This window comes from Streptomyces sp. M-16, assembly GCF_052114405.1.
Taxonomy (GTDB): Bacteria; Actinomycetota; Actinomycetes; order Streptomycetales; family Streptomycetaceae; genus Streptomyces.
The window spans coordinates 52,124-76,451 of record NZ_JBFRER010000014.1 but is presented as its reverse complement, the minus strand read 5'-3'; the positions used below and the strand labels follow the sequence as shown (position 1 = coordinate 76,451).

27 protein-coding genes and 1 tRNA gene are annotated in these 24,328 nt (G+C 71.5%); 11 read left to right on the top strand and 17 right to left on the bottom strand.

The window, feature by feature from the left end:
• Positions 1 to 161: 161 nt before the first annotated feature.
• From AB4039_RS09525 to AB4039_RS09455, 15 genes are all read right to left on the bottom strand, one after another.
• Positions 162 to 1,100, bottom strand: a complete 939-nt coding sequence (locus AB4039_RS09525; RefSeq protein WP_442270495.1) for a bifunctional DNA primase/polymerase — start codon at positions 1,098 to 1,100, stop codon at positions 162 to 164.
• Complete coding sequence (locus AB4039_RS09520) at positions 1,046 to 1,780, bottom strand: DNA methylase (RefSeq protein ID WP_442270494.1); 735 nt, start codon at positions 1,778 to 1,780, stop codon at positions 1,046 to 1,048. Before AB4039_RS09520 ends, AB4039_RS09525 begins: the two co-directional genes overlap by 55 nt.
• Positions 1,781 to 1,867: 87 nt before the next feature.
• On the bottom strand, positions 1,868 to 2,038 hold the full coding sequence (locus tag AB4039_RS09515) for a hypothetical protein (RefSeq protein ID WP_442270493.1): 171 nt from the start codon (positions 2,036 to 2,038) through the stop codon (positions 1,868 to 1,870).
• Positions 2,039 to 2,144: 106 nt separating this feature from the next.
• The gene (locus AB4039_RS09510) at positions 2,145 to 2,309 is read right to left on the bottom strand and encodes a hypothetical protein (RefSeq protein ID WP_442270492.1); all 165 of its coding nucleotides are present in this window, start codon (positions 2,307 to 2,309) and stop codon (positions 2,145 to 2,147) included.
• A 14-nt stretch (positions 2,310 to 2,323) separates the two neighbouring features.
• Entirely contained in the window at positions 2,324 to 2,779 is a 456-nt protein-coding gene (locus AB4039_RS09505; RefSeq protein ID WP_442270491.1) for a DUF6197 family protein, read from the bottom strand.
• Positions 2,776 to 4,932, bottom strand: coding sequence for a hypothetical protein (locus tag AB4039_RS09500; RefSeq protein WP_442270490.1), 2,157 nt, complete (start codon positions 4,930 to 4,932; stop codon positions 2,776 to 2,778). Before AB4039_RS09500 ends, AB4039_RS09505 begins: the two co-directional genes overlap by 4 nt.
• Positions 4,933 to 4,945: 13 nt before the next feature.
• Positions 4,946 to 5,338 carry a hypothetical protein gene (locus tag AB4039_RS09495; RefSeq protein WP_442270489.1) on the bottom strand — a complete coding sequence of 131 codons (393 nt, stop codon included), beginning with the start codon at positions 5,336 to 5,338 and terminating at the stop codon, positions 4,946 to 4,948.
• Between the two features lie 16 nt (positions 5,339 to 5,354).
• On the bottom strand, positions 5,355 to 6,314 hold the full coding sequence (locus tag AB4039_RS09490) for a hypothetical protein (protein WP_442270488.1): 960 nt from the start codon (positions 6,312 to 6,314) through the stop codon (positions 5,355 to 5,357).
• A 147-nt stretch (positions 6,315 to 6,461) separates the two neighbouring features.
• Positions 6,462 to 6,677: a hypothetical protein gene (locus AB4039_RS09485; protein ID WP_385584175.1), complete on the bottom strand. Its 216-nt coding sequence runs from the start codon at positions 6,675 to 6,677 to the stop codon at positions 6,462 to 6,464.
• 1 nt (position 6,678) lies between these two features.
• A complete protein-coding gene (locus AB4039_RS09480; RefSeq protein WP_442270487.1) occupies positions 6,679 to 7,320 on the bottom strand; it encodes a hypothetical protein in 642 nt (213 codons plus the stop codon).
• A gap of 28 nt (positions 7,321 to 7,348) precedes the next feature.
• Entirely contained in the window at positions 7,349 to 7,687 is a 339-nt protein-coding gene (locus AB4039_RS09475; protein ID WP_442270486.1) for an RRQRL motif-containing zinc-binding protein, read from the bottom strand.
• Positions 7,684 to 8,511 (bottom strand): DUF2637 domain-containing protein, encoded by an 828-nt coding sequence (locus AB4039_RS09470; RefSeq protein WP_442270505.1) that lies wholly within the window; start codon positions 8,509 to 8,511, stop codon positions 7,684 to 7,686. Before AB4039_RS09470 ends, AB4039_RS09475 begins: the two co-directional genes overlap by 4 nt.
• A gap of 50 nt (positions 8,512 to 8,561) precedes the next feature.
• Positions 8,562 to 8,834, bottom strand: coding sequence for a DUF6303 family protein (locus AB4039_RS09465; RefSeq protein ID WP_442270485.1), 273 nt, complete (start codon positions 8,832 to 8,834; stop codon positions 8,562 to 8,564).
• Positions 8,831 to 9,100 carry a DUF6284 family protein gene (locus tag AB4039_RS09460; protein ID WP_442270484.1) on the bottom strand — a complete coding sequence of 90 codons (270 nt, stop codon included), beginning with the start codon at positions 9,098 to 9,100 and terminating at the stop codon, positions 8,831 to 8,833. The genes AB4039_RS09465 and AB4039_RS09460 overlap by 4 nt, the downstream gene beginning before the upstream one ends.
• Positions 9,101 to 9,776: 676 nt before the next feature.
• On the bottom strand, positions 9,777 to 10,493 hold the full coding sequence (locus AB4039_RS09455) for a GntR family transcriptional regulator (protein ID WP_442270483.1): 717 nt from the start codon (positions 10,491 to 10,493) through the stop codon (positions 9,777 to 9,779).
• 57 nt (positions 10,494 to 10,550) lie between these two features.
• Between AB4039_RS09455 and AB4039_RS09450 the strand changes: the two genes are divergently transcribed.
• The 11 genes from AB4039_RS09450 (at position 10,551) to AB4039_RS09400 (ending at position 20,318) form a co-directional block, all read left to right on the top strand.
• The gene (locus tag AB4039_RS09450) at positions 10,551 to 11,360 is read left to right on the top strand and encodes a class I SAM-dependent methyltransferase (protein WP_442270482.1); all 810 of its coding nucleotides are present in this window, start codon (positions 10,551 to 10,553) and stop codon (positions 11,358 to 11,360) included.
• 70 nt (positions 11,361 to 11,430) lie between these two features.
• Positions 11,431 to 11,514: transfer RNA gene (locus AB4039_RS09445), tRNA-OTHER, on the top strand.
• 142 nt (positions 11,515 to 11,656) lie between these two features.
• Positions 11,657 to 11,851 carry an antitoxin gene (locus tag AB4039_RS09440; protein WP_266840446.1) on the top strand — a complete coding sequence of 65 codons (195 nt, stop codon included), beginning with the start codon at positions 11,657 to 11,659 and terminating at the stop codon, positions 11,849 to 11,851.
• Positions 11,852 to 12,108: 257 nt separating this feature from the next.
• Entirely contained in the window at positions 12,109 to 12,519 is a 411-nt protein-coding gene (locus tag AB4039_RS09435; protein WP_266840447.1) for a DUF6344 domain-containing protein, read from the top strand.
• 567 nt (positions 12,520 to 13,086) lie between these two features.
• Positions 13,087 to 14,238: an acyl-CoA dehydrogenase family protein gene (locus AB4039_RS09430; RefSeq protein ID WP_442270504.1), complete on the top strand. Its 1,152-nt coding sequence runs from the start codon at positions 13,087 to 13,089 to the stop codon at positions 14,236 to 14,238.
• Positions 14,235 to 15,170, top strand: a complete 936-nt coding sequence (locus AB4039_RS09425; protein ID WP_442270481.1) for a bifunctional MaoC family dehydratase N-terminal/OB-fold nucleic acid binding domain-containing protein — start codon at positions 14,235 to 14,237, stop codon at positions 15,168 to 15,170. Before AB4039_RS09430 ends, AB4039_RS09425 begins: the two co-directional genes overlap by 4 nt.
• A gap of 1 nt (position 15,171) precedes the next feature.
• On the top strand, positions 15,172 to 16,212 hold the full coding sequence (locus AB4039_RS09420) for an acyl-CoA dehydrogenase family protein (RefSeq protein WP_266840452.1): 1,041 nt from the start codon (positions 15,172 to 15,174) through the stop codon (positions 16,210 to 16,212).
• Positions 16,209 to 16,598, top strand: a complete 390-nt coding sequence (locus AB4039_RS09415) for a MaoC family dehydratase (protein ID WP_266840453.1) — start codon at positions 16,209 to 16,211, stop codon at positions 16,596 to 16,598. The genes AB4039_RS09420 and AB4039_RS09415 overlap by 4 nt, the downstream gene beginning before the upstream one ends.
• Positions 16,595 to 17,761, top strand: a complete 1,167-nt coding sequence (locus AB4039_RS09410) for a lipid-transfer protein (protein ID WP_266840454.1) — start codon at positions 16,595 to 16,597, stop codon at positions 17,759 to 17,761. The genes AB4039_RS09415 and AB4039_RS09410 overlap by 4 nt, the downstream gene beginning before the upstream one ends.
• A gap of 134 nt (positions 17,762 to 17,895) precedes the next feature.
• Positions 17,896 to 18,429 carry a SigE family RNA polymerase sigma factor gene (locus AB4039_RS09405; RefSeq protein ID WP_266840456.1) on the top strand — a complete coding sequence of 178 codons (534 nt, stop codon included), beginning with the start codon at positions 17,896 to 17,898 and terminating at the stop codon, positions 18,427 to 18,429.
• Positions 18,430 to 18,668: 239 nt separating this feature from the next.
• Positions 18,669 to 20,318, top strand: coding sequence for a long-chain fatty acid--CoA ligase (locus tag AB4039_RS09400; protein ID WP_266840458.1), 1,650 nt, complete (start codon positions 18,669 to 18,671; stop codon positions 20,316 to 20,318).
• On the opposite strand, the gene AB4039_RS09395 is transcribed toward AB4039_RS09400, so the two are convergent.
• A complete protein-coding gene (locus AB4039_RS09395; RefSeq protein WP_266840459.1) occupies positions 20,319 to 20,894 on the bottom strand; it encodes an antibiotic biosynthesis monooxygenase in 576 nt (191 codons plus the stop codon). It abuts the gene before it with no gap.
• A 13-nt stretch (positions 20,895 to 20,907) separates the two neighbouring features.
• Complete coding sequence (locus tag AB4039_RS09390; RefSeq protein ID WP_442270480.1) at positions 20,908 to 24,273, bottom strand: PAS domain-containing protein; 3,366 nt, start codon at positions 24,271 to 24,273, stop codon at positions 20,908 to 20,910.
• Between the last annotated feature and the right edge of the window lie 55 nt (positions 24,274 to 24,328).

The window sequence follows — 24,328 nt, the reverse complement described above, 5'->3', positions numbered from 1 at the left end:
GCGCCTGCCGTCGGCGTGCGGGTCAAGGCGAACAGATGAAGGGACGCCTTCGGCGACGACCCTCGGCGCGACACGGCCGTCCCGGGCTGGGGTCGGTTTGGCGGGGCTGGTGCTGGCAGGGGCGGGGGGTAGGCCTTCCAAGGGGAGGGGAATCTGGGTGCTCATGCCGTCTCCCGGGCGCGGACCGTGCGGGCGGAGCTGTCGAGGGCGGAGCGGATCGTGGCGCGGCACTCGGCCACGGTGAGTCCGCGGTCCTCCCCTGCCGCTTGGAAGGCCTCCTCCACCTCCTGACGGGGGAGGTCGCCCCACGCGACGAAGCGCCCCACCTTGAAGGCGCTGCGGTTGAGCGTGTTGTTCGCCTGCTTCGCGGGTGCCTGGCGGACGGCCTCGCACTCGGCGTGCAGCGCTGCGCGTGCGGCACTGCCTGCGCGGACCGGTGTCTGCATCCGCAGGTGGATCGGGCGCGGGGCCGGGGGCTGGAGCAGCGAAAGGAGCCAGGCGGGGAGTTCGACGACCGGGGACGGGTCGGTGATCTCGTACATTCCGGCCGCTGTGGTGCTGCGGGGGGCGACGACGTATCCGCCGTGGGCGCGGGTGTCGATGAGCGGGGCCAGCTTGCCCGCCGTGTTGCCCAGTCGTACCCCGTCGGGAGCGGTGAAGTATAGGTGGATCCCGCCGGAGGGAGTCCGCACGGCGAGGGTGGCCGGGACGGGCTGCCCGGCGCGCTCGCAGAGCGCCAACAGGTTCTCCGCGCCGCCAGGCGCGTCCTGACTGCAGTTCTCCTTGGGCATGTCGAGGTCGACCACGATCAGCCCGGCCGGGCCGGTGGCCAAGCCGATGTTGTACGGCCTGTGGCTCCAGCACCGGGCGATGACGGCCGGGTCGGTGGTGGCGCGCTGCTCCCACTTCACGTGCCCGCCCCGGCATGGACCGGTACGCGGGCAGCGGTCGTTACGGTGCAGAGCCGGGCTCTTGGCGCCGGGGCGAAGCGGGAACACGGGCCACCCCCGGGCGGCGGCGGCCAGCGCGGCTTCCACAAGCGCGTTCACGCGGCCACCGCCCCGGCCGAGGTGCGGGCGAGGAAGGCGCGGCCGAGCCATTGCGCGTAGGCGGGCGGGATGGCCTCGGTGAGTTCCTCGTGGACGTCGGTCCAGTCGATGCCCATCGCCTGCTGCATCTCGGCGACAGTGGCCTTACCGCCGCCCTTGCCGTAGGCGGCGACGTACGGTCCGGCGTGATACTTGCCGTGCCGCCAGCCGCGTACCCGGCCTCGGTGCTTGAGGTGCTTGGGCTGGACGGTGGTCCAGCCTCCCAGTTCGAAGTTGCGGTGCCGGATGACTCCGAGTCCGAACTGCTCGCCGCAAAGGGTGATGTCCTTGCGGACGTCGGCCTTGCCGTCGGGCTGCTCGATCACGTACGGCAGGCCGGACGCATCGAGGAGTGCGCGAGTGGGGGCGACGAGGTCGACGTGCATGCCACCCCAGCCGCGGGAGCGGTTGGTACCCACGGTCAGCGCGCACTTCTCCTGGCAGGGCGGGGAGGCGTGGATGGCGGTGTAGCGGCGGATCTCCCCGGAGGCGATCAGTTCGGCGAGGACGGTCAGTGCGTCGCCCTGGATGAAGGTGAAGGGGTAGTTCGGGCGGGGGCGGATGTCGACGCCGGTGACGGTGAACCCGGCCCGGTCGTAGCCGCGGCCCGCGCCGCCGGCGCAGGAGTACAGGTCCAGGAGTAACGGCCGGTCCGCGTTCGATGCTCGCCGGATGTCGGTGGGTTGGGTCATGCTGGTGACCTCCACAGGTCTGTTGATGGGTTGTGGACGAGGGCGGCCCCGCTTCATTGGCGTGAGAGGGGGCCGCCCTCGGCGTGTTCAGTGGCGGGTGTGGTCGGTGGCCAGGTCGGTGAGCCGCTTGGCCTCGTCGGGAGCGACGTGGCGGTAGCGGATGCTGACCCGGCATCCGGGGTGCGGGCAGCGGACAGTGCGCTGCCCGGTGAGGAGCGCGAGGGCGTCGGCGACGCGCTCGGGCAGGGGCTGATTCACGCGGTGGCCTTTCGACGGTTGAGGATTTTCGTAGCCGGGCCGGACATGGCTGAGGGCGGCCCGGTCTGTGGTGAGAGGGGGCCGCCCTCGCTGTCTGGTGGGGCGCTCAGCTGTCGATCTGCCTGCGTACCTCGGCGACGAGGCGGAGGATCTCGTGGGCCAGGTCGGTGATCGTCTGGAGCTTCTCCTCGACTTCTGCGGGTGCGGTGAAGGAGAAGGAGCGGTCGTCGCGGCCGTGGTCCGGTCTGGGGTCGGTGAACGAGAACGACACGGTCGGCTCCGGTCTCAGATGTTCGCGTGGTTGGCGCGCTGGATGGCGGCTTCCCAGACGCTGCGGACCTGGGGTCCGGTGTGGGCGTCGTTCCAGGCGGGGATCGCCTTCCACTGCTTGCCGTGCTGGCGGCGTGCTTCGTCCAGGAGGAGCTTTCCGGCGTCGCGGTAGGCGGTGCTGCGGGCGCCGGCGGCTGCGCGGAGTGCGCCGATGGAGCAGCGGGCGCCCTCGGGGTGGATCAACCGGTGCTTGGCCCAGCCGTGGGTGTCGAGGAAGGCGAGAGCGTCGGTGAGGGTCTTCTCCACCGGGCCGGGCCGGTGCACCGGCCCGGCGGCGAGGATGACGGACACCGGCGAGGGAGCGGCCAGCGCTGCGGCGGCGGGTTCCGGGGTGGGGTCGAGGAGTTGGAATGCCTTCGCGTACAGGTCCTGGTCGACGGGGTTGAAGTGGGTTTCGGTGCTGGTGGTCATGCTGCCCTCCAGAGGCCGTTTTCGTTGGTGATCTCGTCTCGCTTCTTCAGCTCGGACAAGCGCGGCTTGATGTTCTTGGCGGAGGTACCGAGCTTTCGGGCGATGGTCTCGGCGGTCATGGAGATCGATTCCTGACGCAGGAGTTCGAGGATTCGCGGCTTGATCAGCTCCTGTCCGTCGGATGCCGCTGCGGGGCCGGCGGGGTCTGTCTGGGCCCGCTGCTGAGGCTGGGACGGCCCCTGCTGGGCCTTGGTGAGGAGGTCGGCGAGGCTGCCGATCAGGTTCTTGCCGCGCTGGTCGACCATCGGCGTGTGCGCGATTGCCTCCCGCAGGCGCCACGCCTGGCAGTCCTCAACGGCGACGGGCGTCGCGTCTCCTGCGAGGAAGGCGGGCGGCACGTCCAGGTACAGGGAGCGGAACTGGACGGCCTGGGAGCCTGGGGTGAGGAGGTAGCCGAGGCCGAAGGTGCCGTCCTCGGGAGCGGCGACGGCCGTGGTGTCCAGGCCGCTCATGTCCCGGTCGGCGACCTTGGCGTACTGGCCGGGCCACTGCGGCGGGATCTTCGACAGGTCGATGCCCTCCGCGCCCTCGACCGCGTTCGCGCCGACGAGAGAGCCCTGGCCCTTGGCGCAGCGCAGGAACACCGCCCCGCCGCCGATCAGGAGCTGGGATCGGATGATCGAGGAGTTCCCGAGATCCTCGGCCAGCGGGGTCTGAGTGGCCAGGACCACGCCGATCCCCCGCTTGAGGGACCGGCGGGTGAGCTGCTCCACGATCGCCTTGGCCTCCGCGTGGTACTGCGAGGAGGCGGACAGCAGCATGTGTGCTTCGTCGATGACGATCAGGATCAGCGGGTCGGTGAAGGGGAAGGCCGGGGAGCGGTAGCGGGCTTCGCGGTCGAGCATCATCGCGTAGGCCAGCCGCAGCGCGCCCATCGCTTCGTCCAGGCCGTCCCCGCAGTACGCGGCCAGACTCGCTCCGGCGATGGTGCCGGCCTGCGGAGAGGCCAGGATCACGGCGATGGCGGACTTGTGGGCGGAGAGCAGGACCTGTTCCAGGCACCCGGACTTCCCCGAGCGGGACCCGCCCACCAGGTACAGGTGCCGGGCGCCGGAGCCCGGCTGGGCCAGGGGGACCAGCGCGGGGCGGGCGTCGACGTAGGTGCCCAGGCGGATGTAGCCGCGGGAGTCCATGGCCAGCTCGTCCACCACGTCGGAGAGCATGGTGCCGTGCATCAGCGCGTGCTCCTTCATCACGCGCACCCCCATCTGCGAGGGCATGTCGGTGGGACTCAGAGCGATCTGGATCGTCGACAGGTGGAGGTTGCCGGCCAGGTCCTGGATGTTGACGGTCCCGATCGCCTTGCGCTCCCGTGTAGCGATCCCCTCCCAGTCCAGGGGCCCGTCGCAGCGGGTCAGAGTCAAGGTGGTGCCGGGCATCGCGCCGTCAGGGACGGCAACGTGCGCGGCCCACAACTGCTCGGGAGTCGTCGGGGCACCCACGGCGATTCCCGGCTGCTCCGGCGCCTTCTTGAGGTGGACGGTGACAGGCAGCGCGTTCGGCGCGTAGTGCTTGGGGTCGCCCATCTCGACCTGGGAGACAGGGATCTGGTAGACGGAGGCGATGTCGGCTGCCTTCACCCTCACCTGCTGGCCCTGGGGCAGCGTGATGATCCCGGTGAACGACACACGGTCGTCTCCGGCCTCGATGGCGAGGTGCGCGAGGCGGGCGCCGGGCTGGATGAGCTTGCGGCCCTCGGTCTGGGTGGGGCCGCAGATGAACTCCGTCCACCACGCGGTGATGAGCTGTGCCTGGGAACTCTGCCCCGTCGCTGCCGTGGCAGGAAGTGCGGCCACCTCGCTGGCGGTGTTGCGGTGGTGGGCGAGGACGGCCGCTCCGGCCGGGACGGCGAGACCGAGGGCGAACAACGGGTCCATTCCACTCGCGAGGACCTGGTGGGCGGCGATGCCGCAGCCTGTGGCGGTGATCCCGCAGGCGATCAGGGAGCGTAGGGCGGGGGCGGAAGCGTCGATGGCCCACGCCCCCACTCCGGCCGCCGCGGCGGCGAGAGCGGACCAGGGGCCGGCCGTGAGTGCCCCCACGGCGAGAGCGGCGGGCGCGTACTGGACGAACTGTGCTCGGGTCGGCCCCATGGTCCTTCTCTCCTTACTGCTGGGCGTAGAAGGCGGCTTCGGCCATCTCGACCGGGGAGGTGTCGACCGCGTCGGCGATGCCGCCGTGGTCGGCTTCCGTGGTGGTCTTGGCGTCGTCGGCGGCCGCGGCCGCACTGTCCGCGGCGGCCGTGTAGGCGCCGGCCGCGTCCTTGGCGCCGGTCATGGTCAGCGCGGCGTCCGCGAACTCGGCGGTGGTGGCGTCGTCCACGGCCAGCGCCTTCATCGTCTCGGCGGCGTCCTGCATCTGCTCGGCCGTCTCGTCGACGTCGGAGGCGAGGGTGGTGACGGTGTCGGCGTGGGAGTGGACCTGGTGAGTGAGCCAGGCGAGCTTGGTGCGCAGGGCCGCGTAGGTCGCGGCGTCCTTGAGGGATTCGGTGGCAGACATGCGGGCCTCTCCTCGGCTATCGGGCGTTGTAGAAGTCGCGTTCGGCGGGCTTGGTCAGCGGGGAGTCGGCAACCGCCCGGAAGATGCCGCCGTGGCGGACCTCGGCGTTCGCGGACGCGGTCCGGCAGGCCTCCTCACCGCCCTGGATCTGGTCGTGCAACTTCTTGGCCGCGGCGGCCTGGAGGTCGAGCTGCTCCTTGAGGTGCTCGCACTTGCCGATGAGGTTCGCGCCGACGTCCTTCTCCGTGATCTCGGCAATCAGGACGTCACAGTCCGCGGCAAGCTGCGCGGACTCGTCCACGAGCTCCAGGCACTTCTCGGCACTGGTCTGGCACAGGGTGGCCGCGCCTTCGGCGAGGTCGATGACCTGGGTCAGGGTCATGACCTCCCCACCGCTGTAGGTACGGGTCTTGCCGGCGGCCGTGGTGACGTGAACGCCGTTGGCGTCCACAGTCGCGGTGTGCGGAACGGGCGGGTTGGGCTGCATCGCGGGGTCCTTCCTGACGTGATTCGGGAGCGGGACGGTGCGGGGCTGCGGGATCGTGCCGAGCGGCGGGATCGTCGGCCCCGCCGGAGGCGCGGCGGTGGGCGGAGTGGGCGGCGGTGTCGGGGGCGTGGTCGGCTTCGGGGGCACGGTGGGTTTCGGCGGCACGGTGGTCCCCGCGGTGGGTGCGGAGGGCCCCGGTGGCGGCTGGACGGAAGGCGAACCGGAAGGCTTGGTGCCCGGCTTCTTCAGGTAGGCGGAACGCCACCCATCGCGGAGTCCCCCGGCCCAATGCGCGCCTGCCAGAAGCCCGTAGTGGGTTTTCGCGGCGGCGTTGTAGGCGGCATTTCGGAAGGTGTCCGGCGCCCTGGTCGGCGACCATTTCGCATTCGGTTTCGGCGGGGGCTTCTTGATTCCCGCCTTCTCGTATTTGCCGTGGGTGTTGTCGACGCCGACGAGGTAGGTGATGGCGAGGAGAACGAGGAGTTCCACGACCCTCCCTAGGTGACACTCTGTAGTTGGCGGCGGTTACCGGTTACCGGTTACAGGCCCTGCGGACGACGGTTCAGTCCCCCAGGGCGGTCAGAACCGGGCGTCTGCGGGCTGTAACCGGTAACCGGTAACTGGCGCGAACGTTGCCTAGCGTGACGTTCCGATGTTGTTGACCGTGGTGTTCGCCGTGTTGAAGACCGATTCGAGGGTGCTGCGGATCTCGTCGCTGAACGGCGTGTAAGGCAGGAAGATCCCGGAGACGATCAGCATCAGGCAGATCGCCATCTGCTTTCCCTTGGTCTTCTTGAAGGTGAAGAACAGAGCCCAGATGAACAGGGCCAGGGCGAAGAACTGGAGCGTCATCTCACGCACCCTTCTCGAAGGTGAATCCCTTGTCGTTCACGGAGGCGATTACGCCCCCGCCGGAGCTGGAACCGGAACCGGAGGACGCGGAGAGCTTCTTGTAGGCGACGAGTCCGCCGGCGCCGACGAGCGCCACCCACAGCCACGGGCCGGAGGTGATGGAGCCGTCGGACCCGGTGGCCTCTTCCTTGGCCTTGGGGGCCGTACCGCCGCCGAGGGTCGGGGCGGTGCAGGCGGGGACCTTGGAGACCTCCCAGGAGGCGGCCTTCGCGACGGCCGCCGCCCGGACCTTCATGCATTCCAGGTAGACGGTCATCTCTCGCTCGTAGAGGGTCTTGGCCGCGGCTTCCTCGGTCTGGGCTCGCTCCTTGTCGGCCTGTGCCTCGACGAGGGTGTTCGCCGCGTTCTCCTTGGCGCGGGCGCGGTCCTGGGCGGCCTGTTCGCCCTGCATGCTGGTGACGGCCACGACCGTGCCGCACACCGCGAGGACGGCGATGGTGCCGCACACGGCGAGCGCGGCCGTGTTGCGGCGGACTCCGCCGAGCTTGCCGATCTTGGCGGAGAACTTGGACGACGTGCTGGGCTTCTCCGGGGCTTCGGGGTTCATGCGTGTGAACTCGTGGTCCCAGTCGATTCCGGACATGGCGGTTCCTCCTTTCGCGTCGAAGCAGTCAGGCGACGCACTGTTCGGGGAAGTCGTGGCAGGCGTTGCACATGCCGCGCAAGGTGGGGATCACGTACGGGAGGTGGTCCCGGCAGACCGGGCACCGGCGCCGGGCGGCATCGGCGAGGGCGAGAGCGGCCCACCGGCCGGGGGTCATCGGCCGCACCGGCACGGCAAGTTCGATCCGGTACAGGTAGGCGACCAGCGGGCCGCGCCGGCGGCGGGGACGCTCGAGCTGGGCGACGACGTCCTGCCCGCCGGGGCGCAGGCCGAGGGCGCGGAGCTGTCGGCGGGTGGCGAGCCCGTCGGGGGCCAGGCGCCACCGGTAGACGGGGAGGCCGGTCATGAGCCGGTGCTGGCCGGGACGGCGGTCAGGCGGGGCCGGTCGTCGTCCTGGCGGGCGGCGAGGATCTGCTTGCGGCCCCAGGACTCGCTCATGCCGAACGCCTCGCCCAGCGCACGGGCGGAGAGGGGGCGTGCGGCCTGTGCGGATTCGGCGTACGCACGGCGTGCGTCCTGCCGCATCCGCTCCAGCTCCGCCTCCTCGAAAACGTCCTCCGATACCGCGTGCGCGTCGGTGGGGGCGGGGTGTGCGGGGACGGCGTGTGGGGTGTGCGGATCATCTGCCCGCACACCGTCCGTATAGGCGGTGAGCTGCGGCAGCGCCTCCCGCATCGGCAGGTGCGCCGTCTGCGGGACCGGCTCCGGCTCCCGGTCGATGCTGGCCGTGTCGGGGGTGTGCGGATGCTGTGCGGAGGAATCCGCACGCTCCCCGTACGGTGCGGGCTGGGGCGGTTCGGGGCGGTGGTGGAGGACCTTGGCGACGAGGTCGGAGCCGAAATAGATGGACCCGACCGGCAGGCTGGTGGCGAGCAGGACGAGCGCATAGTTCGCCGGATCCCACGCGGCCAGCCGCATCCAGTCCACCGTGTGGTCGTGGAGTGCGGGCACGAGTCCGTGCACGTAGTTCAGGACCAGCGAGGCAGCCGTATATGCGCCGAGGACCTTGAGGGCGAACTTGCGGGCCTGGCCGGTGAGGACGAGGGCCGCGACCAGGGCCAGAGCCATCAGGCCGTCCACAACGAACGGGTAGAGCGTCGCGGCCGTGGTGTCCGCGCCGATGGCGCGGGCCACATCCCGCAGCGCATTCCAGGACACCCGGAAAGCCATCCCGACCACGGCCACCAAGGCCAGCACCAGGAGCACCCTGGGATCGCGCTTCACGAAGCCTCCCCGATCGCCCGGACGTCGAACGCGGCGAGGAGGGCAACGTCGCCCGTGTCGCCGTTGTCCATCTCCATCCACTCCCAGACGGCCCCCTCGGCCGCCTCGTAACCGAGATCGGCCAGCGCGGCGGTCCGCTCGGCGAGCGTCGGGATCGGCTGGGTGCGGCGGAAGTCGCACGCCGGCCAGCCCAGAGTCGGGCCGTCAGTGACGACGTAGATCTCCCACTCCCCGAAGTGGGAGTTGGCCAGACGGGCGCTGTGCGTCATGCCGCGTCCCCCGACTCCGTCAGGCTGGCGGCGCGGTTGGCCAGGTCCCGCCGGGCATCCAGCACCCGGTTGCGGGCCCGGCGGATCCGGCGGGCGTCGAACTCCGACGCCGGACGGTCCAGCAGGACGATCAGCGCGTCCAACAACTCGACCTCGGCCAGGACCACGGGCATCTCGGCCTCGATCGCATTCAGCTCCGCGTCCGACGGCTCCAAACCGTCGGACCACGGCGTAACAACGTCCTGAAGTGCACCGATGGACTTCATGGGTCTTGCTCCTTCGACAGAGGAACGGGACTCAGCAGCCCCCGACGTTCCCGCGCCGGGGGCTGCACTTCGTTGGGTCGGCTATTCGAATCCACGAACAGCCACAGCCGCCGACACCTGGCGTGTAGATCGGGTGTCGGTGACTGTGGTCGTTGGTGCGGGTCGGACTGGGCTTCGCACGGCGCCGCTCAAGCCGGGGGCGGTCCGAGTCCCCGGCGGTCGTCGCAGCCAAATCTCTGGCCGTGCGGTTCTTTAGAGCCGATGGCGTGCCACCCCTTCGGGGCGTAGGGACCGTTGTGACGCGGGCCCGTTCTCAGTCGGCTGGTCTCCACTCGCCTCGGCCGGTTCGGTCACGGCCGTACTGCTGCGGTGGATCACTCTGTGGAGTTCTCAAACAACGGCGGCTCTCCGACGGGCGCGGTAACCCCGAAGGGCTCCCGTAAGAACGGGACACGCCGGACGCCAATGAAGTGCATGACCAAGTCGCCCGAACTCCGGTGGAGTTGGGCGACCTCGCGGCCACATCCATAGAGTGGACCGGTGGACCGGTCCAGTCAAGCGTTTCGTGTGTGCGCCACTCCGAACCGTCACGTATCCGCAGGTCGATGGGGGTTCGAGAGCGCAAAAAAAGCTGGACCGGCGGACCGGTCCAGCTCCTTGTTTGCCCGGGGGTGGACTACATCGCGTAGGTGTCCACCCGCTCATACAGGGAGCCAGGAGTGACTCCCTCTTCGCAAACCAGAGGGCGGCCCTCGTTGTCGAATGCCGTGTGCAGCAGAACAGCAACCGCAGTCGGCCCTGACAGGGCGAGATGTTCAGCCTCGGTGTCGGAGGCCAGACGCACCGACGTGGTGTCAGTTCCCTCCACGGGGAATCGGCCGGTCTGTCGACGGACGTACCGGGTCGTCCCCTCAGCGATCGGCGCGGTCTGAGCCAGTCGCGGCGCGGACTCCGCCACATCGGGTGCGAACCAGGCGGTGATGTAGCTGTGGGGGCTGCCATCAGGGAGCTGCAAGACGCGCACCCGACGGAGGGTCTCGCGGTCGGCATCCATTCGGAGTGCCTCGGCCACGTGTCCCGGGGGCACTGCCCAGTCAGGCACCCCGATGCGCAGGAACGGCAGGCCGCCCGACACGCGTGCAGACCCAGCCGCCCGCCCACCGGCCGGCCGCGCTACGGGGGTCTCAGTGACGATGAACCCCGTCCCCTGACGGGCTTCGACCACGCCGTCATTCCGCAGGACATCCATGGCCTTGACGGTCGTGGCCCGCGAAACGGACCACTGCTCGGCGAGGTCCCGCCCAGACGGAAGGGTGTCGCCCGGCGCAAACTCTCCCGCCGCGATCCGGGATCGCAGGGATTCCGCGATCTCTTCGTACTTCAGCAGTGCCATGACTCCCCTTTCAAAGCTTTGCTGGACTGGTCCACCGGTACACAGGATACTGCCCTCATGCTGAAACGAGAGCTTGCGCCTGAGGTCGAGCACTTCTACTCCGAGGTTGTCGACGAGAGCGTCCGGCTGGCCATGTCGGCAGATGGACGCCTTGAGCTGCTCCGCACGCAGGAGATCCTTCGGCGGTTCCTGCCGCCCGCGCCGACGCGGATTCTGGACGTCGGTGGCGGCGCGGGCGTGCATGCCCAGTGGCTGGTTGACGATGGCTATCAGGTGGATCTCATCGACCCCGTCGCGCGGCATGTGGAGCAGGCCGCGAAGGTGTGCAATGCGGCCCTTGGGGACGCACGCCATCTGACTGCCGCAGATGCGTCCTATGACGTCGTCCAGGTGCTTGGCCCGCTCTACCACCTGCCGGACCCCGAGGACCGGCATGCGGCCCTCTCCGAGGCTCGGCGCGTAGTGAAACCCGGAGGGCTCGTAGCCGCTGCTGCGATCAACCGATACGCCTCGATCTTCGAGCACGTCACCTACGCACACCTGCACACCGAGCGGATGCAGGCGTCGATTTCCACGATCCTTCACACCGCCATCCACGATGGAAAGCGTGGCTTCACCCTGGCGTACTTCCATCGCGCGGAGGAGCTCGCTGAGGAGATGCGCGCTGCGGGCTTCACCGACGTTGAAGTGTTCGGTGTCGAAGGCCCCGCATGGTCCCTCCTCAAGGCTGTGGAGCAGCAGTCCGGCTCCGCCCCATCAGACGAGCTGTTCGCCTCCGTCCTGACGGCCGCCCGGATGGCCGAGCCTTACCCCGAACTTCTCGCGGCCAGCTCTCACTTCCTTGCCGTCGGGAAGGCTCCCGAATGATGGCTGTGGCCAACCTCTGGCCAGCGCGACCGCTGAAGATGGCGTGGAGGAGCCGAAAGGCCAGGTGAAGGCGGGGGCGAGTTGTGCCACGCGATCGGTCTTGAAAACCGTCGTGGCGCGAGTCACCGTGGGTTCAAATCCCACACCCACCGCAGAAGAACGGCCCCTGACCGGGAAACCCGGTCAGGGGCCGTTCGTCGCTTCCGGGCACGTCGTCGGGCGCGGTGCCGCGCGGATGCGGTGTGCGGGACGGGCCGCGATGCTGGAGGGGACGGAACACAGCGGAAGGAGCATCCATGTCCATGATGGACAAGCTCAAGCAGATGCTGAAGGGTCACGAGAAGGAGTCCGGCCAGGCCGTCGACAAGGCCGGTGACTACGTCGACGGCAAGACCCAGGGCAAGTACGCCGGCCAGGTCGACATGGCCCAGGAAAAGCTCAAGGACCAGCTGGGCCGCCCCGGTGGTGAGGGTCAGCCGCCGCAGCCGTAGTGCGGGGGCGCCCTCGCGGTTCCTTCTTTCTTCCGATTCCCCTGGCGGTTGATCTCCAGGTCAGAGGGCGGGCCCGTACGGGCCCGCCCTCTGGTTGTTCGCATGATCCTTTCAGCGGCCGGAACGCGGCTTTGGTTCATACGAGTGGTGTTTGTCAGAAGAACGGCGCGCGTGGTGGGGGCTCTGCGGTTGCGGCCACATCATGACGAATGTATGCAGATCCGCCCGTCGGAACATCGAGGAATGAGGCGCTCGTCATGACCCACCGCAGCAGCATCACGTCGATCTGGACCACCCTCCTCGCAGCACTCGTGGCGGTCCTGGCCGCCCTTGGTTTCGGCAGGAAGGCGGCTCCGGTCGAGGCCGCCGCCACCGTCACCACTCCGATGGCCCCCGCCGTGCGCCGGCCGGTTCCGGTGGCGCGACGGACGTGGCGGGCGATGATGCGGGGCGGTTCGCTCCCGCCGACCATCAAGCAGCGGATCCGCGCCGAGGCGCACGGCAAGAACCCTTCCGTCCGGCGTTCCACCACCGCGGCAGCGCTCGCGGCCGACGCGGTGCGTGTCGCCGGTGCGAGTGGTACGGACGTGGGTGTGGGCGTGGGCGCGGATGTGGTGAGGGTGCGCGGCGGTGGCGTGGAGCAGGGGCGGATGGCGCTCGCGGCGTAGTGGCGGGACCTGTGGTGGCCCGGCAGGGCAGGCAGGGCAGGCAGGACAGGCAGGACAGGCGGGACAGGCAGGACAGGCAGTGCATGCAGGACCGGCAGGACTTTTAAGGGTCAGTAGGGCAAGCAGGGACGTACAAGACGCAAGTGCGCAGGCGCTGGAGCCCGGTCGTCGTGGCCGTGGATCGCGCCGCGGAGTGCCCCCGGGAGTGGGGCACGGTGGAATGGCCCCGGCGGGCGCCGGGGGCGTGCGGGGGCGTGAAGCTTGGTAGGGCAGGGCCGCAGGACCGGGAGACGGCGGGGTTCCCGGACGGCGCGGCCCGCTTCGGCATGTCCGGGACAGGCCGACTTGGCGTCCTGTCCGGCGGCGTGGCTTCGGCCGACAGCGGCTCGTCCGCGAACGACGCGCAGCAGGTGGCCACCGGCTCCGGTGCCTCGAATCAGAACAACGGCCCGCGGCGGGCGCCCTTCCGCGTGCGCCGGTCCCGGTCCCTCCCGACCTTGACATCGACAGTCGATCTGACGGACAGTCAGATCCACTCGTCCGATGCGATGCCGGGAGGCCAGTGCCGTGCACCTCGCCCCGTCCGAAGGCCAGTTGAGGCTGCGCACCGAACTGCGGGAGTACTTCCGGAACCTGCTGCCGGACGGGGTGCCCGAGGACCCGGACGCCCAGCGCGCGCTGCTGCGCCGCATCGGCGCCGACGGCCTGCTCGGCCTCGGCTGGCCCGTCGAGTACGGGGGCCGGGGCCGCGGCCCCGACGAACAGTTCGTCTTCTTCGACGAGGCCTACCGGGCCGGCGCCCCCGTCTCCATGGTCACCCTGAACACCGTCGGCCCCACCCTCATGAAGTACGGGACCCCGGAGCAGAAGGACTACTTCCTCCCCCGGATCCTGCGGGGCGAGATCGTCTTCGCCATCGGCTACTCCGAGCCCGAGGCCGGCACGGACCTCGCCTCGCTGCGCACCCGCGCCGTCCGCGACGGCGGGGACTGGGTGATCGACGGGCAGAAGATCTTCACCTCCAACGCCCAGAACGCGGACTGGATCTGGCTGGCCTGCCGGACCGCCCCCGAGGCCCCCAAGCACAAGGGCATCTCCATCGTCCTCGTGCCCACCGACAGCCCCGGCTTCGCCTGGACCCCCATCGACACGGTCGGCGGCCTCACCACCACGGCCACGTACTACGACGGCGTCCGCGTTCCCGTGGGCCACCTCGTCGGCCCCGAACACGGCGGCTGGGGCCTGATCACCAACCAGCTCAACCACGAACGCGTCGCCCTCGCCGCCATCGGCATGCAGGCCGAGGACTTCTACGCGGGGGCGCTCGCCCACGCCCGCACCCCCGACCCCGCCACCGGCGAGCGCCCGGCCGACCGGCCCTGGGTACGGTCCCGGCTGGCCGAGGCCCACGCCCGCCTGGCCGCCGTACGCCTCCTCAACTGGCGGCTCGTCCAGGACGTCGGCGCGGGCACCCTGGCCCCCGGCGACGCCAGCGGGGTGAAGTTCCTCGGCACCGAGTCCACCGTTGAGGTGTACCGGATCTGCCAGGAGGTGGTGGGCGAGGAGGCCCTGCTCAGGGGCCCGGACGCGTTCGCCGGGGGTGAGCTGGAGCGGATGAACCGGGCCGCCCAGATCAACACCTTCGGCGGYGGCGTCAGCGAGGTACAGCGGGAGATCGTCGCCATGATGCGGCTCGGCATGAAGGGAAGGAAGCGATGACGGGGGACGCGGAGACCGGGAGCCCCGAGCGGGACAGCCGGTTCCACCACCTGCTCAAGACCTTCGAAGGGCGCCCCGCCGCCACCGCCGGCCGCGCCAAGGACGCCGTCAACGAGCCGATGATCCGCCACTGGTGCGAGGCGATGGGAGACACCAACCCGGCCTACACCGGCCCGGACGCCATCGCCCCGCCCACCATGCTCCAGGCCTGGACCATGGGCGGGCTCTCCGGCCACACCGACCGCTCCTCCGCCTACGACGAGCTCCTCGCGCTCCTCGACGCCGCCGGCTGCACCGCCGTTGTCGCCACCGACTGCGAGCAGGAGTACCTGCGCCCGCTGCGGCCCGGGGACACGGTGACCTTCGACGCCGTCATCGAATCGGTCTCCCCGCGCAAGACGACCAGACTCGGCACGGGGCACTTCGTGACGACCCGGATGGACGTCCACGCGAACGGCGAGCCCGCCGGTACCCACCGCTTCCGCATCCTCAAGTACRCCCCGGCCGCCGCGCCCCCACCGGCCCCGCCCAAGCCGCCGCGACCCCGTCCCGTGATCAACCGCGACAACCAGGGGTTCTGGGACGGCGTGCGCGAGCACAAGCTGCTGATCCAGCGCTGCACGGCCTGTGCCACCCTGCGCTTCCCCTGGCTGCCCGGCTGCAACGCCTGCGCCTCCCCCGCGTGGGACACCGTCGAGGCGGTCGGCACCGGCACGGTCTTCAGCTACGTCGTCATGCACCATCCGCCCTTCCCCGCCTTCGACCCGCCGTACGCGGTGGCCCTCGTCGAGCTCGCCGAGGGCGTGCGGGTGATCGGCAACATCACCGGCGTCCCCTACGACAAGGTCCGCATCGGCCTTCCCGTCCGGCTGGAGTTCCTGCGCGTCGACGACACGCTCGAACTCCCCGTCTTCCGCGGAGAGGCGGGCTGACGTGGACTTCCACCCCACCGAGGAACAGACCGCGGCGGCCGGCCTCGCGGCCCGCATCTTCCGCGACCTGGCCACCCACGAACGCCTCGCCGCGGCGGGCACCGACAGCGACGCCGAGCTGTGGAAGGCCCTCACCACCGCCGGACTGACCGCGGCCGTCGAGGAGGTCGGCCTCCTCGGCCTGGTCCTGCTGCTGGAGGAACAGGGCCGCACCACCGCGCAGGTCCCGTACGCCGCCACCTGCGCGTACGGCATCCTGCCGGTCGCCGCCCACGGCAGCCCCGCCCAGCGCGCCGACCTCCTGCCCGCCCTCGGTTCCGGCGAGGCCGTCGCCACCGGCGCGTTCCCGGACCGCGGCCGGATCACCGCCACGCCCGACGGCCGGCTCACCGGCACCGCGCCCGCAGTCCCCTGGCTGCGCGACGCCACGCACGTACTGGTCCCCGACGCCGAGCGGGCCCTGTGGTTCGTACGGACGGACGCGCCCGGCGTGGCCACGGCGCCGGTGGAGACCACCGCCCCCTGGTCGGCGGGCCGGCTGACCCTGACCGGCGCCGTCGCGCAGCGGCTCGGCGGGGAGGACGCCTACGACCGGGTGCTCGCCGGCGCCCGCACCGCCTTCGCCGGCCTCCAGGCGGGTGTCTGCGCCGGCTCCCTGGCCCGCGCGGTCGAGTACACCTCCACCCGCGAGCAGTTCGGCCGGCCGCTGTCCACGAACCAGGGGGTCATGCTCCGCGCCGCCGACGCGTACATGGACACCGAGGCGATCAGGGTCACCGCGTACGAGGCGGCCTGGCGCATCGACGAGGGGCTCGGGGCCCGAGAGCACGCGCTCACGGCGGCCTGGTGGGCCTCGGAAGCGGGCAAGCGGGTCGTCCACACCGGCCAGCACCTGCACGGCGGCATGGGCGCCGACCTGGACCACCCCGTCCACCGGCACTTCCTCTGGGGGCGCCAGTTGGACGCCTACCTGGGCTGCGGCAGCGCACTGCTGGCAGAGCTGGGCGACACCCTCGCCGTGACGCAGGAGGAGAGCGCATGAACGTCGGCGACGCACTGCCGCCCCTGGAGATCCCGGTCACCCGCACCCTGATCGTCGCGGGTGCCATCGCCTCACGTGACTACCAGGACGTGCACCACGACGCGGAACTCGCCCGCGAGAAGGGCTCCCCGGACATCTTCATGAACATCCTGACCACCAACGGCCTGGTCGGCCGCTACGTCACCGACCACCTCGGCCCGCACGCCGTCCTGCGCAAGGTAGCCATCCGCCTGGGCGCCCCCAACCACCCCGGTGACACCATGACCCTCACCGGCACCGTCAGCGCCCTCGACGGGGACACGGTCGAGATCCGGGTCGTCGGCGCCAACCGCATCGGCCACCACGTCACGGGCACCGTGACCGTCGCCCTGGAGGCCCGGGCATGAGCGTCCGCACCCGGGACGACCTCGGCGGCCGGGCCGCCATCGCCGGCATCGGCGCGACCGAGTTCTCCAAGGACTCCGGCCGCAGCGAGCTCAAGCTCGCGGTCGAGGCGGTCCACGCCGCCCTCGATGACGCCGGCCTCACCCCCGCCGACGTGGACGGCATGGTCACCTTCACGATGGACACCAGCCCCGAGATCACGGTGGCCCAGGCGGCCGGCATCGGGGACCTCTCCTTCTTCTCCCGCATCCACTACGGCGGTGGCGCCGCCTGCGCCACCGTCCAGCAGGCCGCCCTCGCCGTCGCCACGGGGGTGGCCGAGGTGGTGGTCTGCTACCGCGCCTTCAACGAGCGCTCCGGGCGCCGCTTCGGCTCCGGGGTCCAGCAGCGCGAGCCCTCGGCGGAGGGCGCGGCCCTCGGCTGGGCCCTGCCCTGGGGCCTGCTCACCCCGGCCTCCTGGGTGGCCATGGCGGCCCAGCGCTACCTGCACGCGTACCACCTGACCCCCGAGGCCTTCGGCCACGTCGCGGTCACCGGCCGACGGCACGCGGCGAACAACCCCGCCGCCTATTTCCACGGCAAGCCCATCACCCTCGCCGACCACGCCGCCTCCCGCTGGATCGTGGAGCCCCTGCGGCTCCTGGACTGCTGCCAGGAGACGGACGGCGGCCAGGCCCTCGTCGTCACCACTGCCGAGCGGGCCCGGGACCTGCGCCGACGTCCCGCCGTGATCACCGCGGCCGCGCAGGGGGCCGGCCGCCGTCAGGAGGCGATGACCTCCTTCTACCGCGACGACCTCACCGGGCTCCCGGAGATGGACGTGGTCGCCCGACAGCTGTGGCGCACCAGCGGCCTGAGCCCCGCGGACATCGACGTGGCCGTCCTCTACGACCACTTCTCCCCCTTCGTGCTCATGCAGCTGGAGGAGTTCGGCTTCTGCGGACCGGGCGAGGCCGCCGACTTCGTCGCCGCCGACGCGCTCCCGCTCAACACGCACGGCGGCCAGCTCGGGGAGGCGTACCTGCACGGCATGAACGGCATCGCCGAGGCCGTCCGCCAGCTGCGGGGCACCTCCGTCAACCAGGTCACCGGCGCCGGGCACGTGCTCGTCACGGCCGGAACCGGGGTGCCCACCTCGGGGCTGATCCTGGGCGCCGACGCCTGACCGCAGTCCCGGTCCGCGCCCACCTCCTCCACCTACAGGAGGTGGGTCGCGGCCCGGCCCTACAACCTGAGATGGACCCGCCTTCGGCACCTGCGGCCGATCCCAGGGGCGCCGTCCGCTCCTAGCGTGGAGTCATGACCACGCCTGTGTGCACACTCGCCTCGAACCCGACGCCGTACCCGTCGTTCTCGGCGTACGTCCGGACGCGCGGCACGGTCCTGATGCGCACGGCGCGGTCCCTCACCGCCAATCCCTGCGATGCCGAGGACCTGCTCCAGACGGCCCTCGCCAAGACCTACGCCGCCTGGGACCGGATCGAGGACCACCGGGCTCTGGACGGCTACGTCCGGCGGGCCCTGGTCAACACCCGGACCTCGCAGTGGCGCAAGCGCAAGGTCGACGAGTTCGTCTGCGACGAGATCCCGGAGGTCGAGGAGTCGCCGGCCGCCGACCCCGCCGAGGCCCAGGCGCTGCGCGACGCGATGTGGCGCGCGGTGACGCGGCTGCCCGACCGCCAGCGGGCCATGGTCGTCCTGCGCTACTACGAGGACCTGAGCGAGGCGCAGACCGCGGAGCTCCTCGGGGTCTCGGTCGGAACGGTCAAGAGCGCCGTCTCCCGCGCGCTCGTCAAGCTCCGCGAGGACCCGGAGCTGACCCCGGTCCGCTGACCCAAACCCGCCCGGCCCTGCGATGTTTCACGTGAAACACCGACGCCGAAATCCGACGTCGAAAACCGACGCCCGAACAGCGGTGTCGTTTCACGTGAAACACCGACCTGCCCGCGGTCCCGGACAGTGATCCGCCCCGCTGTTGTACTCCCGGGTAGTGACATGCCGACCGGTATGTGCACAGAATCGGCAGCATCCGACAGCCGCCGCAGCGCCGCAGCGCTCACCGGGAGGACGCTTTGCTGAGCACCATGCAGGACGTACCACTCCTCGTCACCCGCATACTGCAGCACGGGATGACGATCCACGGGAAGTCCCAGGTCACGACCTGGACCGGGGAGGCCGAGCCGCACCGCCGCAGCTTCGCCGAGATCGGTACCCGCGCCACCCGGCTCGCGGGCGCACTCCGCGACGAACTCGGCGTCCGGCAGGAAGACCGGGTCGCGACCCTCATGTGGAACAACGCGGAGCACGTGGAGGCGTACTTCGCGATCCCGTCCATGGGCGCCGTCCTGCACACGCTCAACCTGCGGCTCCCGCCCGAGCAGCTGGTCTTCATCGTCAACCACGCCGCGGACCGGGTCGTGCTGGTCAACGGCACCCTGCTGCCGCTGCTGGCCCCCCTGCTGCCGCACCTGCCGACCGTCGAGCACGTGGTGGTCACGGGCATCGGCGACCGCTCCGTCCTCGACGGACTCGACGTACGGGTCCACGAGTACGAGGAGCTCCTGGAGGGCCGCTCCGACCACTACGACTGGCCCGAGCTGGACGAGCGCCAGGCCGCGGCCATGTGCTACACCTCCGGCACCACCGGGGAGCCCAAGGGCGTCCTCTACTCCCACCGGTCCATCTACCTGCACTCCATGCAGGTGAACATGACCGAGTCGATGGGCCTCACCGACCGGGACACCAGCCTCGTCGTGGTTCCCCAGTTCCACGTGAACGCCTGGGGCCTGCCGCACGCCACCTTCATGACCGGCATCAACATGCTGATGCCGGACCGGTTCCTGCAGCCCGCCCCGCTCGCCGACATGATCGAGCGCGAGAAGCCCACGCACGCCGCGGCCGTCCCGACCATCTGGCAGGGCCTGCTCGCCGAGGTCACCGCCCGCCCGCGCGACCTGACCTCGATGAAGCAGGTCACCATCGGCGGCGCGGCCTGTCCGCCCTCCCTGATGGAGGCCTACGACAAGCTCGGCGTCCGGCTCTGCCACGCCTGGGGCATGACGGAGACCTCCCCGCTCGGCACCATGGCGCACCCGCCGGCCGGGCTGAGCGCCGAGGAGGAGTGGCCGTACCGGGTCACCCAGGGCCGCTTCCCGGCGGGCGTCGAGGCCCGCCTCATCGGCCCCGGCGGCGACCGCCTGCCCTGGGACGGGGAGGCCGCGGGCGAGCTGGAGGTGCGCGGCAACTGGATCGCGGGCGCCTACTACGGGGGCGCGGCCGGGGAACCCCTTCGCCCGGAGGACAAGTTCAGCGCCGACGGCTGGCTCAAGACCGGGGACGTCGGCGTGATCAGCCCCGACGGCTACCTCACCCTGACCGACCGGGCCAAGGACGTCATCAAGTCCGGCGGCGAGTGGATCTCCAGCGTGGAACTGGAGAACGCGCTGATGGCGCATCCCGAGGTGGCCGAGGCCGCCGTCGTCGCGGTCCCGGACGAGAAGTGGGGCGAGCGCCCGCTGGCCACGGTGGTCCTCAAGGAGGGCGCCACGGTGGACTACGCGGGACTGCGCGCCTTCCTCTCCGAGTCGATCGCCAAGTGGCAGCTGCCGGAGCGCTGGACGGTGGTGGAGGCGGTACCGAAGACGAGCGTCGGCAAGTTCGACAAGAAGGTGATCCGCAAGCAGTACGCCGACGGCGACCTCGACGTGACCACCTTGGCCTGATCAGCCGCGCGTGAGCCAGGGCCGCAGCAGCCTGCTGACCGCGGGCATGGCCACGTAGGTCATCAGGGTGCTGAAGACCACCGCGAAGGCGGCGGTCCGCAGCACGAAGTTGACGTCCACCAGGTACGGCCCGAGCACCGCGTTGCCCGCGAGCGAGATCGGGAAGATGGCCAGCCCCGAGCTGATCACCATCTTCCAGCGGGGCGGCGCGGGCCGGGTCGTACCCGGCTTGGCGAACCAGGTCTCCATGCCCTGCAGCTCGCGCCGGGCTATCTCGGTGTGGTGGTGGCCGAGGCAGTTCGAGAACCACTGCGCCCGCTCCGGGGAGTCCTGCCAGCGTTGGAACGCCGCCTGGTTGCGGAAGCGGTGCACCAGGAACCAGGGCCCGCCCTCCTCCGCCGGCCGGAAGAGTCCGTACCCGAGGTGGTCCGGGAATCCGGCGGCGGTCTCCAGGATCCCGTGGGCCCAGGCCTCGAAGGCCTCCTCGTGCCCGGGCTCCACCTGCCGCGCGATGAGCAGGTTCACCTCTCCGTTGTCGGCGGGTACGGTCTGCTCGGACGTGCTGGTGATGGCCATCGGGCCAGGATGACTAGTTGGTCCCGATCTTGGCCAGCAGGTCCACGATGCGGCCCTGCACGTCGGCCGTCGTGGACCGCTCGGCGAGGAACAGCACGCTCTCGCCGGAGGCCAGCCGCGGCAGTTGGGCCGACTCGATGCCGGTGGCCGTGTAGACGACCAGCGGAGTGCGGTTCAGCTGCCCGTTGGCGCGCAGCCAGTCCACGATCCCGGCCCGCCGCCGCCGCACCTGCATCAGGTCCATGACCACCAGGTTGGGCCGCATCCGGGTCGCCAGCTCCACGGCGTCCGTGTCCGCGCCGGCCCGCGCGACCTGCAGGCCGCGCCGCTCCAGCGCGGCGGTCAGCGCGGTCGCGATCTCCTCGTGCTCCTCGATGAGCAGTACCCGGGAAGGGTGCTGCTCGCTGTCGCGGGGCGCGAGGGCCTTCAGCAGCACGGCCGGATCGGCGCCGTACGCGGCCTCCCGCGTGGCGTGTCCCAGCCCGGCCGTCACGAGTACGGGCACCTCGGCGGCCACCGCGGCCTGGCGCAGGGACTGCAGGGCGGTCCGGGTGATCGGCCCGGTCAGCGGGTCGACGAACAGTGCGGCGGGGAACGCCGCGATCTGCGCGTCCACCTCCTCACGGGAGTGCACGATCACCGGGCGGTAGCCGCGGTCGCTGAGCGCCTGCTGCGTCTGGGCGTCCGGCGCGGGCCACACCAGCAGCCGGCGCGGGTTGTCCAGCGGCTCGGGCGGCAGCTCGTCGTCCACGGGAAGCGGAACGGGGCGGTTGACCACCTCGACGGCGCCACCGGGGCCGTCCAGCGGCTCGGGACCCTCGGCGGCGCCGGCCTCGGGGGCGCCTATGGCGAAGGTGCGTCCCTGGGGGGCCGGTTCGGAGAGCCGGCGCCGACGGCCGGGCCCGGACCCACCGGTGCTTGCCGCGGAGGGGTCCACGGAGATGCCCTGGCCCAGGGTGCCGAGCGCGCGCACGCTGATCGGCTGCCCCGCGCCCGCCGGGGCGTCAGCGGCCTGCCGGGCGGCGGGAACGGCGGCGGCCCGGCCGGCGCCGTCGGTGTCCTCGGGGGCGGTCCGGGCCGCCGGAACGGGCCACGCGGCGGGAGCGGGCAGCGCACGCCGACGCCCGGTCGGAGGTACGGCTTCCCCCTCGTCGGCGGTGGCGGCGGGGGTCTGAGGCTCGCTGCCGGCGGGCGCGCCGAGCACCCGTCGGCCCCGACGCCCGCCCGGTCCGTCGGAGTCCCCGTCGGTCTCACCGGTGCCGGGGGACGCCGCCGCRGGGGCGGAAGCGGAAGCGGAAGCGGGAGGGACGGCAGGGCCGGCCGGAGCCGGACCCGCGGGCAGTGCGAAGCCGCCCTCGGGGGCGACCGGCCGCTGCGCGACGGGAGCCCCGAGCCCGGAGGCCGGCGCCGGACCGGTGCCGGGCCGCGCCGACGCGGCCGCGGTACCCAGCGCCCGGCGGCGTCCGGCGGGATGTTCGGTCACCGGAACCGGGGGCACCGTCGGCACGGGCGGCAGCGCCGGCATGGCGGTGCCCTGTGGCGGTACGGGACGCGCTGCGCCCGGCAGTTCGAGCCCACCCGGGACCTCGCTGCCGTCGCCGTCGCGGCCCCGTCGGCGCCCGGTGCCCAGCCCGGCCGGGTTCACCGGGGACTGCGCGAGTTCCGCGGGGCCGGAAGGGCCCTCGGCGGGGCTGCCGTCGGCGCGGCGCCGCCCGGACGGCAGCGCCAGTGCGCCCCCGGCCTCACGGGCCCCGGAGGGCTTCTCCCGGTCGCCGTCGTCGTCCAGGAAGGCGTCCACCCCGCGCCGGGCCCGCCGCCCGGCGGGAGCGCCGGTCCGGCCGGGTCCGCCCTCCCCGGAGGCCTCCTCGCGGCCGTCGGCCGCGTCCGGCTCCGGCTCCGGTTCGGGCTCGGGCAGGGTCACCGTCCCGGCTCCCGAACCCAGCGGCAGCTCCAGCACGAACGCCCCGCCGGGCGCGCCCGGCACCTCCACCGTCTGCAGGACCCCGCCGTGTGCGGCGACGATGCCCCGCACGATCGGTCCGTGCACGGGGTCGCCGCCCTCGTAGGGGCCGCGCACCTCGATCCGTACGACGTCACCGCGCTGCGCGGCGGCCACCACGATCGTGGAGTCCATGTAGCCGCTGCCCTGGGGCGTCTTGCCGGTGGCGTCCACGCCCGCGACGTCCGCGACCAGGTGCGCGAGGGCGGTGGAGATCCGCTGCGCGTCCACCTCGGCCTCGATGGTCGGCGCGTGGACGGCGAACTGCACCCGCCCGGGGCCGATCAGCTCGACGGCCCCGTCGATACCGGCCGCGACGACCGTATTGATCAGGACGTTCTTCTTCTTGAGCTTGTCGCTGCCCGCGTCCAGCCGCTGGTAGCCCAGCACGTTGTCCACCAGGGTGGTCATCCGCGAGTAGCCGGCGGCCAGATGGTGCAGCAGCTGGTTGGCCTCGGGCCACAGCTGTCCCGCGTCGTCGGCGGCCAGGGTGGCCAGTTCCCCGCGCAGCTCCTCCAGCGGGCCGCGCAGCGACTCGCCGAGGACGGCGATCAGCTGGGCGTGGCGCGCGGCGAGGGCGTCGTACGGGCGCCGGTCGGTGAAGGTCATGACGGCGCCGACGAGCAGCTCCCCGTCCCGTACGGGCGAGGTGGTCAGGTCGACGGCGACGGGCTGGCCGGCCTTGTTCCACAGCACCTGGCCGCGGACCCGGTGCTTGCGCCCGCTGCGCAGGGTGTCGGCGAGCGGGGACTCGTCGAAGGGGAAGGGGGAGCCGTCGGCGCGCGAGTGCTGGATCAGCCCGTGGAGCTCGCGGTTGCCGAGGTCGGTGGCGCGATACCCGAGGATCTGCGCGGCGGCGGGGTTGACCAGGACGACCCGGCCGTCGGTGTCCGTGCCCACGACGCCTTCGGCGGCGGCGCGCAGGATCATCTCGGTCTGCCGCTGGGAGCGGGCCAGCTCGGCCTCGGTGTCCACGGTCTCGGAGAGGTCCCGTACGACGAGCATCAGCAGTTCGTCGCCGGTGTAGGCGGGCTGGGGCTCGCGGTAGGCGTCACGGCCGTCGAGGTGGGCGCTGGTGACCTCGACGGGGAACTCGCTGCCGTCGGTGCGGCGCGCGGTCATCCGCTTGGGCCGGGCGCGGCCGTCCTCGTCGTCGCCGGGACGGCGCATCGAACCGGGGATCAGCTTGGAGTCGAACTCCGGCAGGAGGTCGAGCACCCCGCGGCCGACGAGACCCGTGCCGGGACTCTCCATGACCTCAAGGGCGATCGAATTCGCGTTGACGACCGTGCCGTTGGCGTTGACGAGCAACAGCGCGTCCGGAAGCGCGTCGAGTATTGCTGCGAGGCGAGCAGCGCCTCGGGATGGCCTGCTGCTCACGACGAGCTTCCTCCCTGACCACGACTACCGGCATGTCACGGGAGGAGTCTAAGGG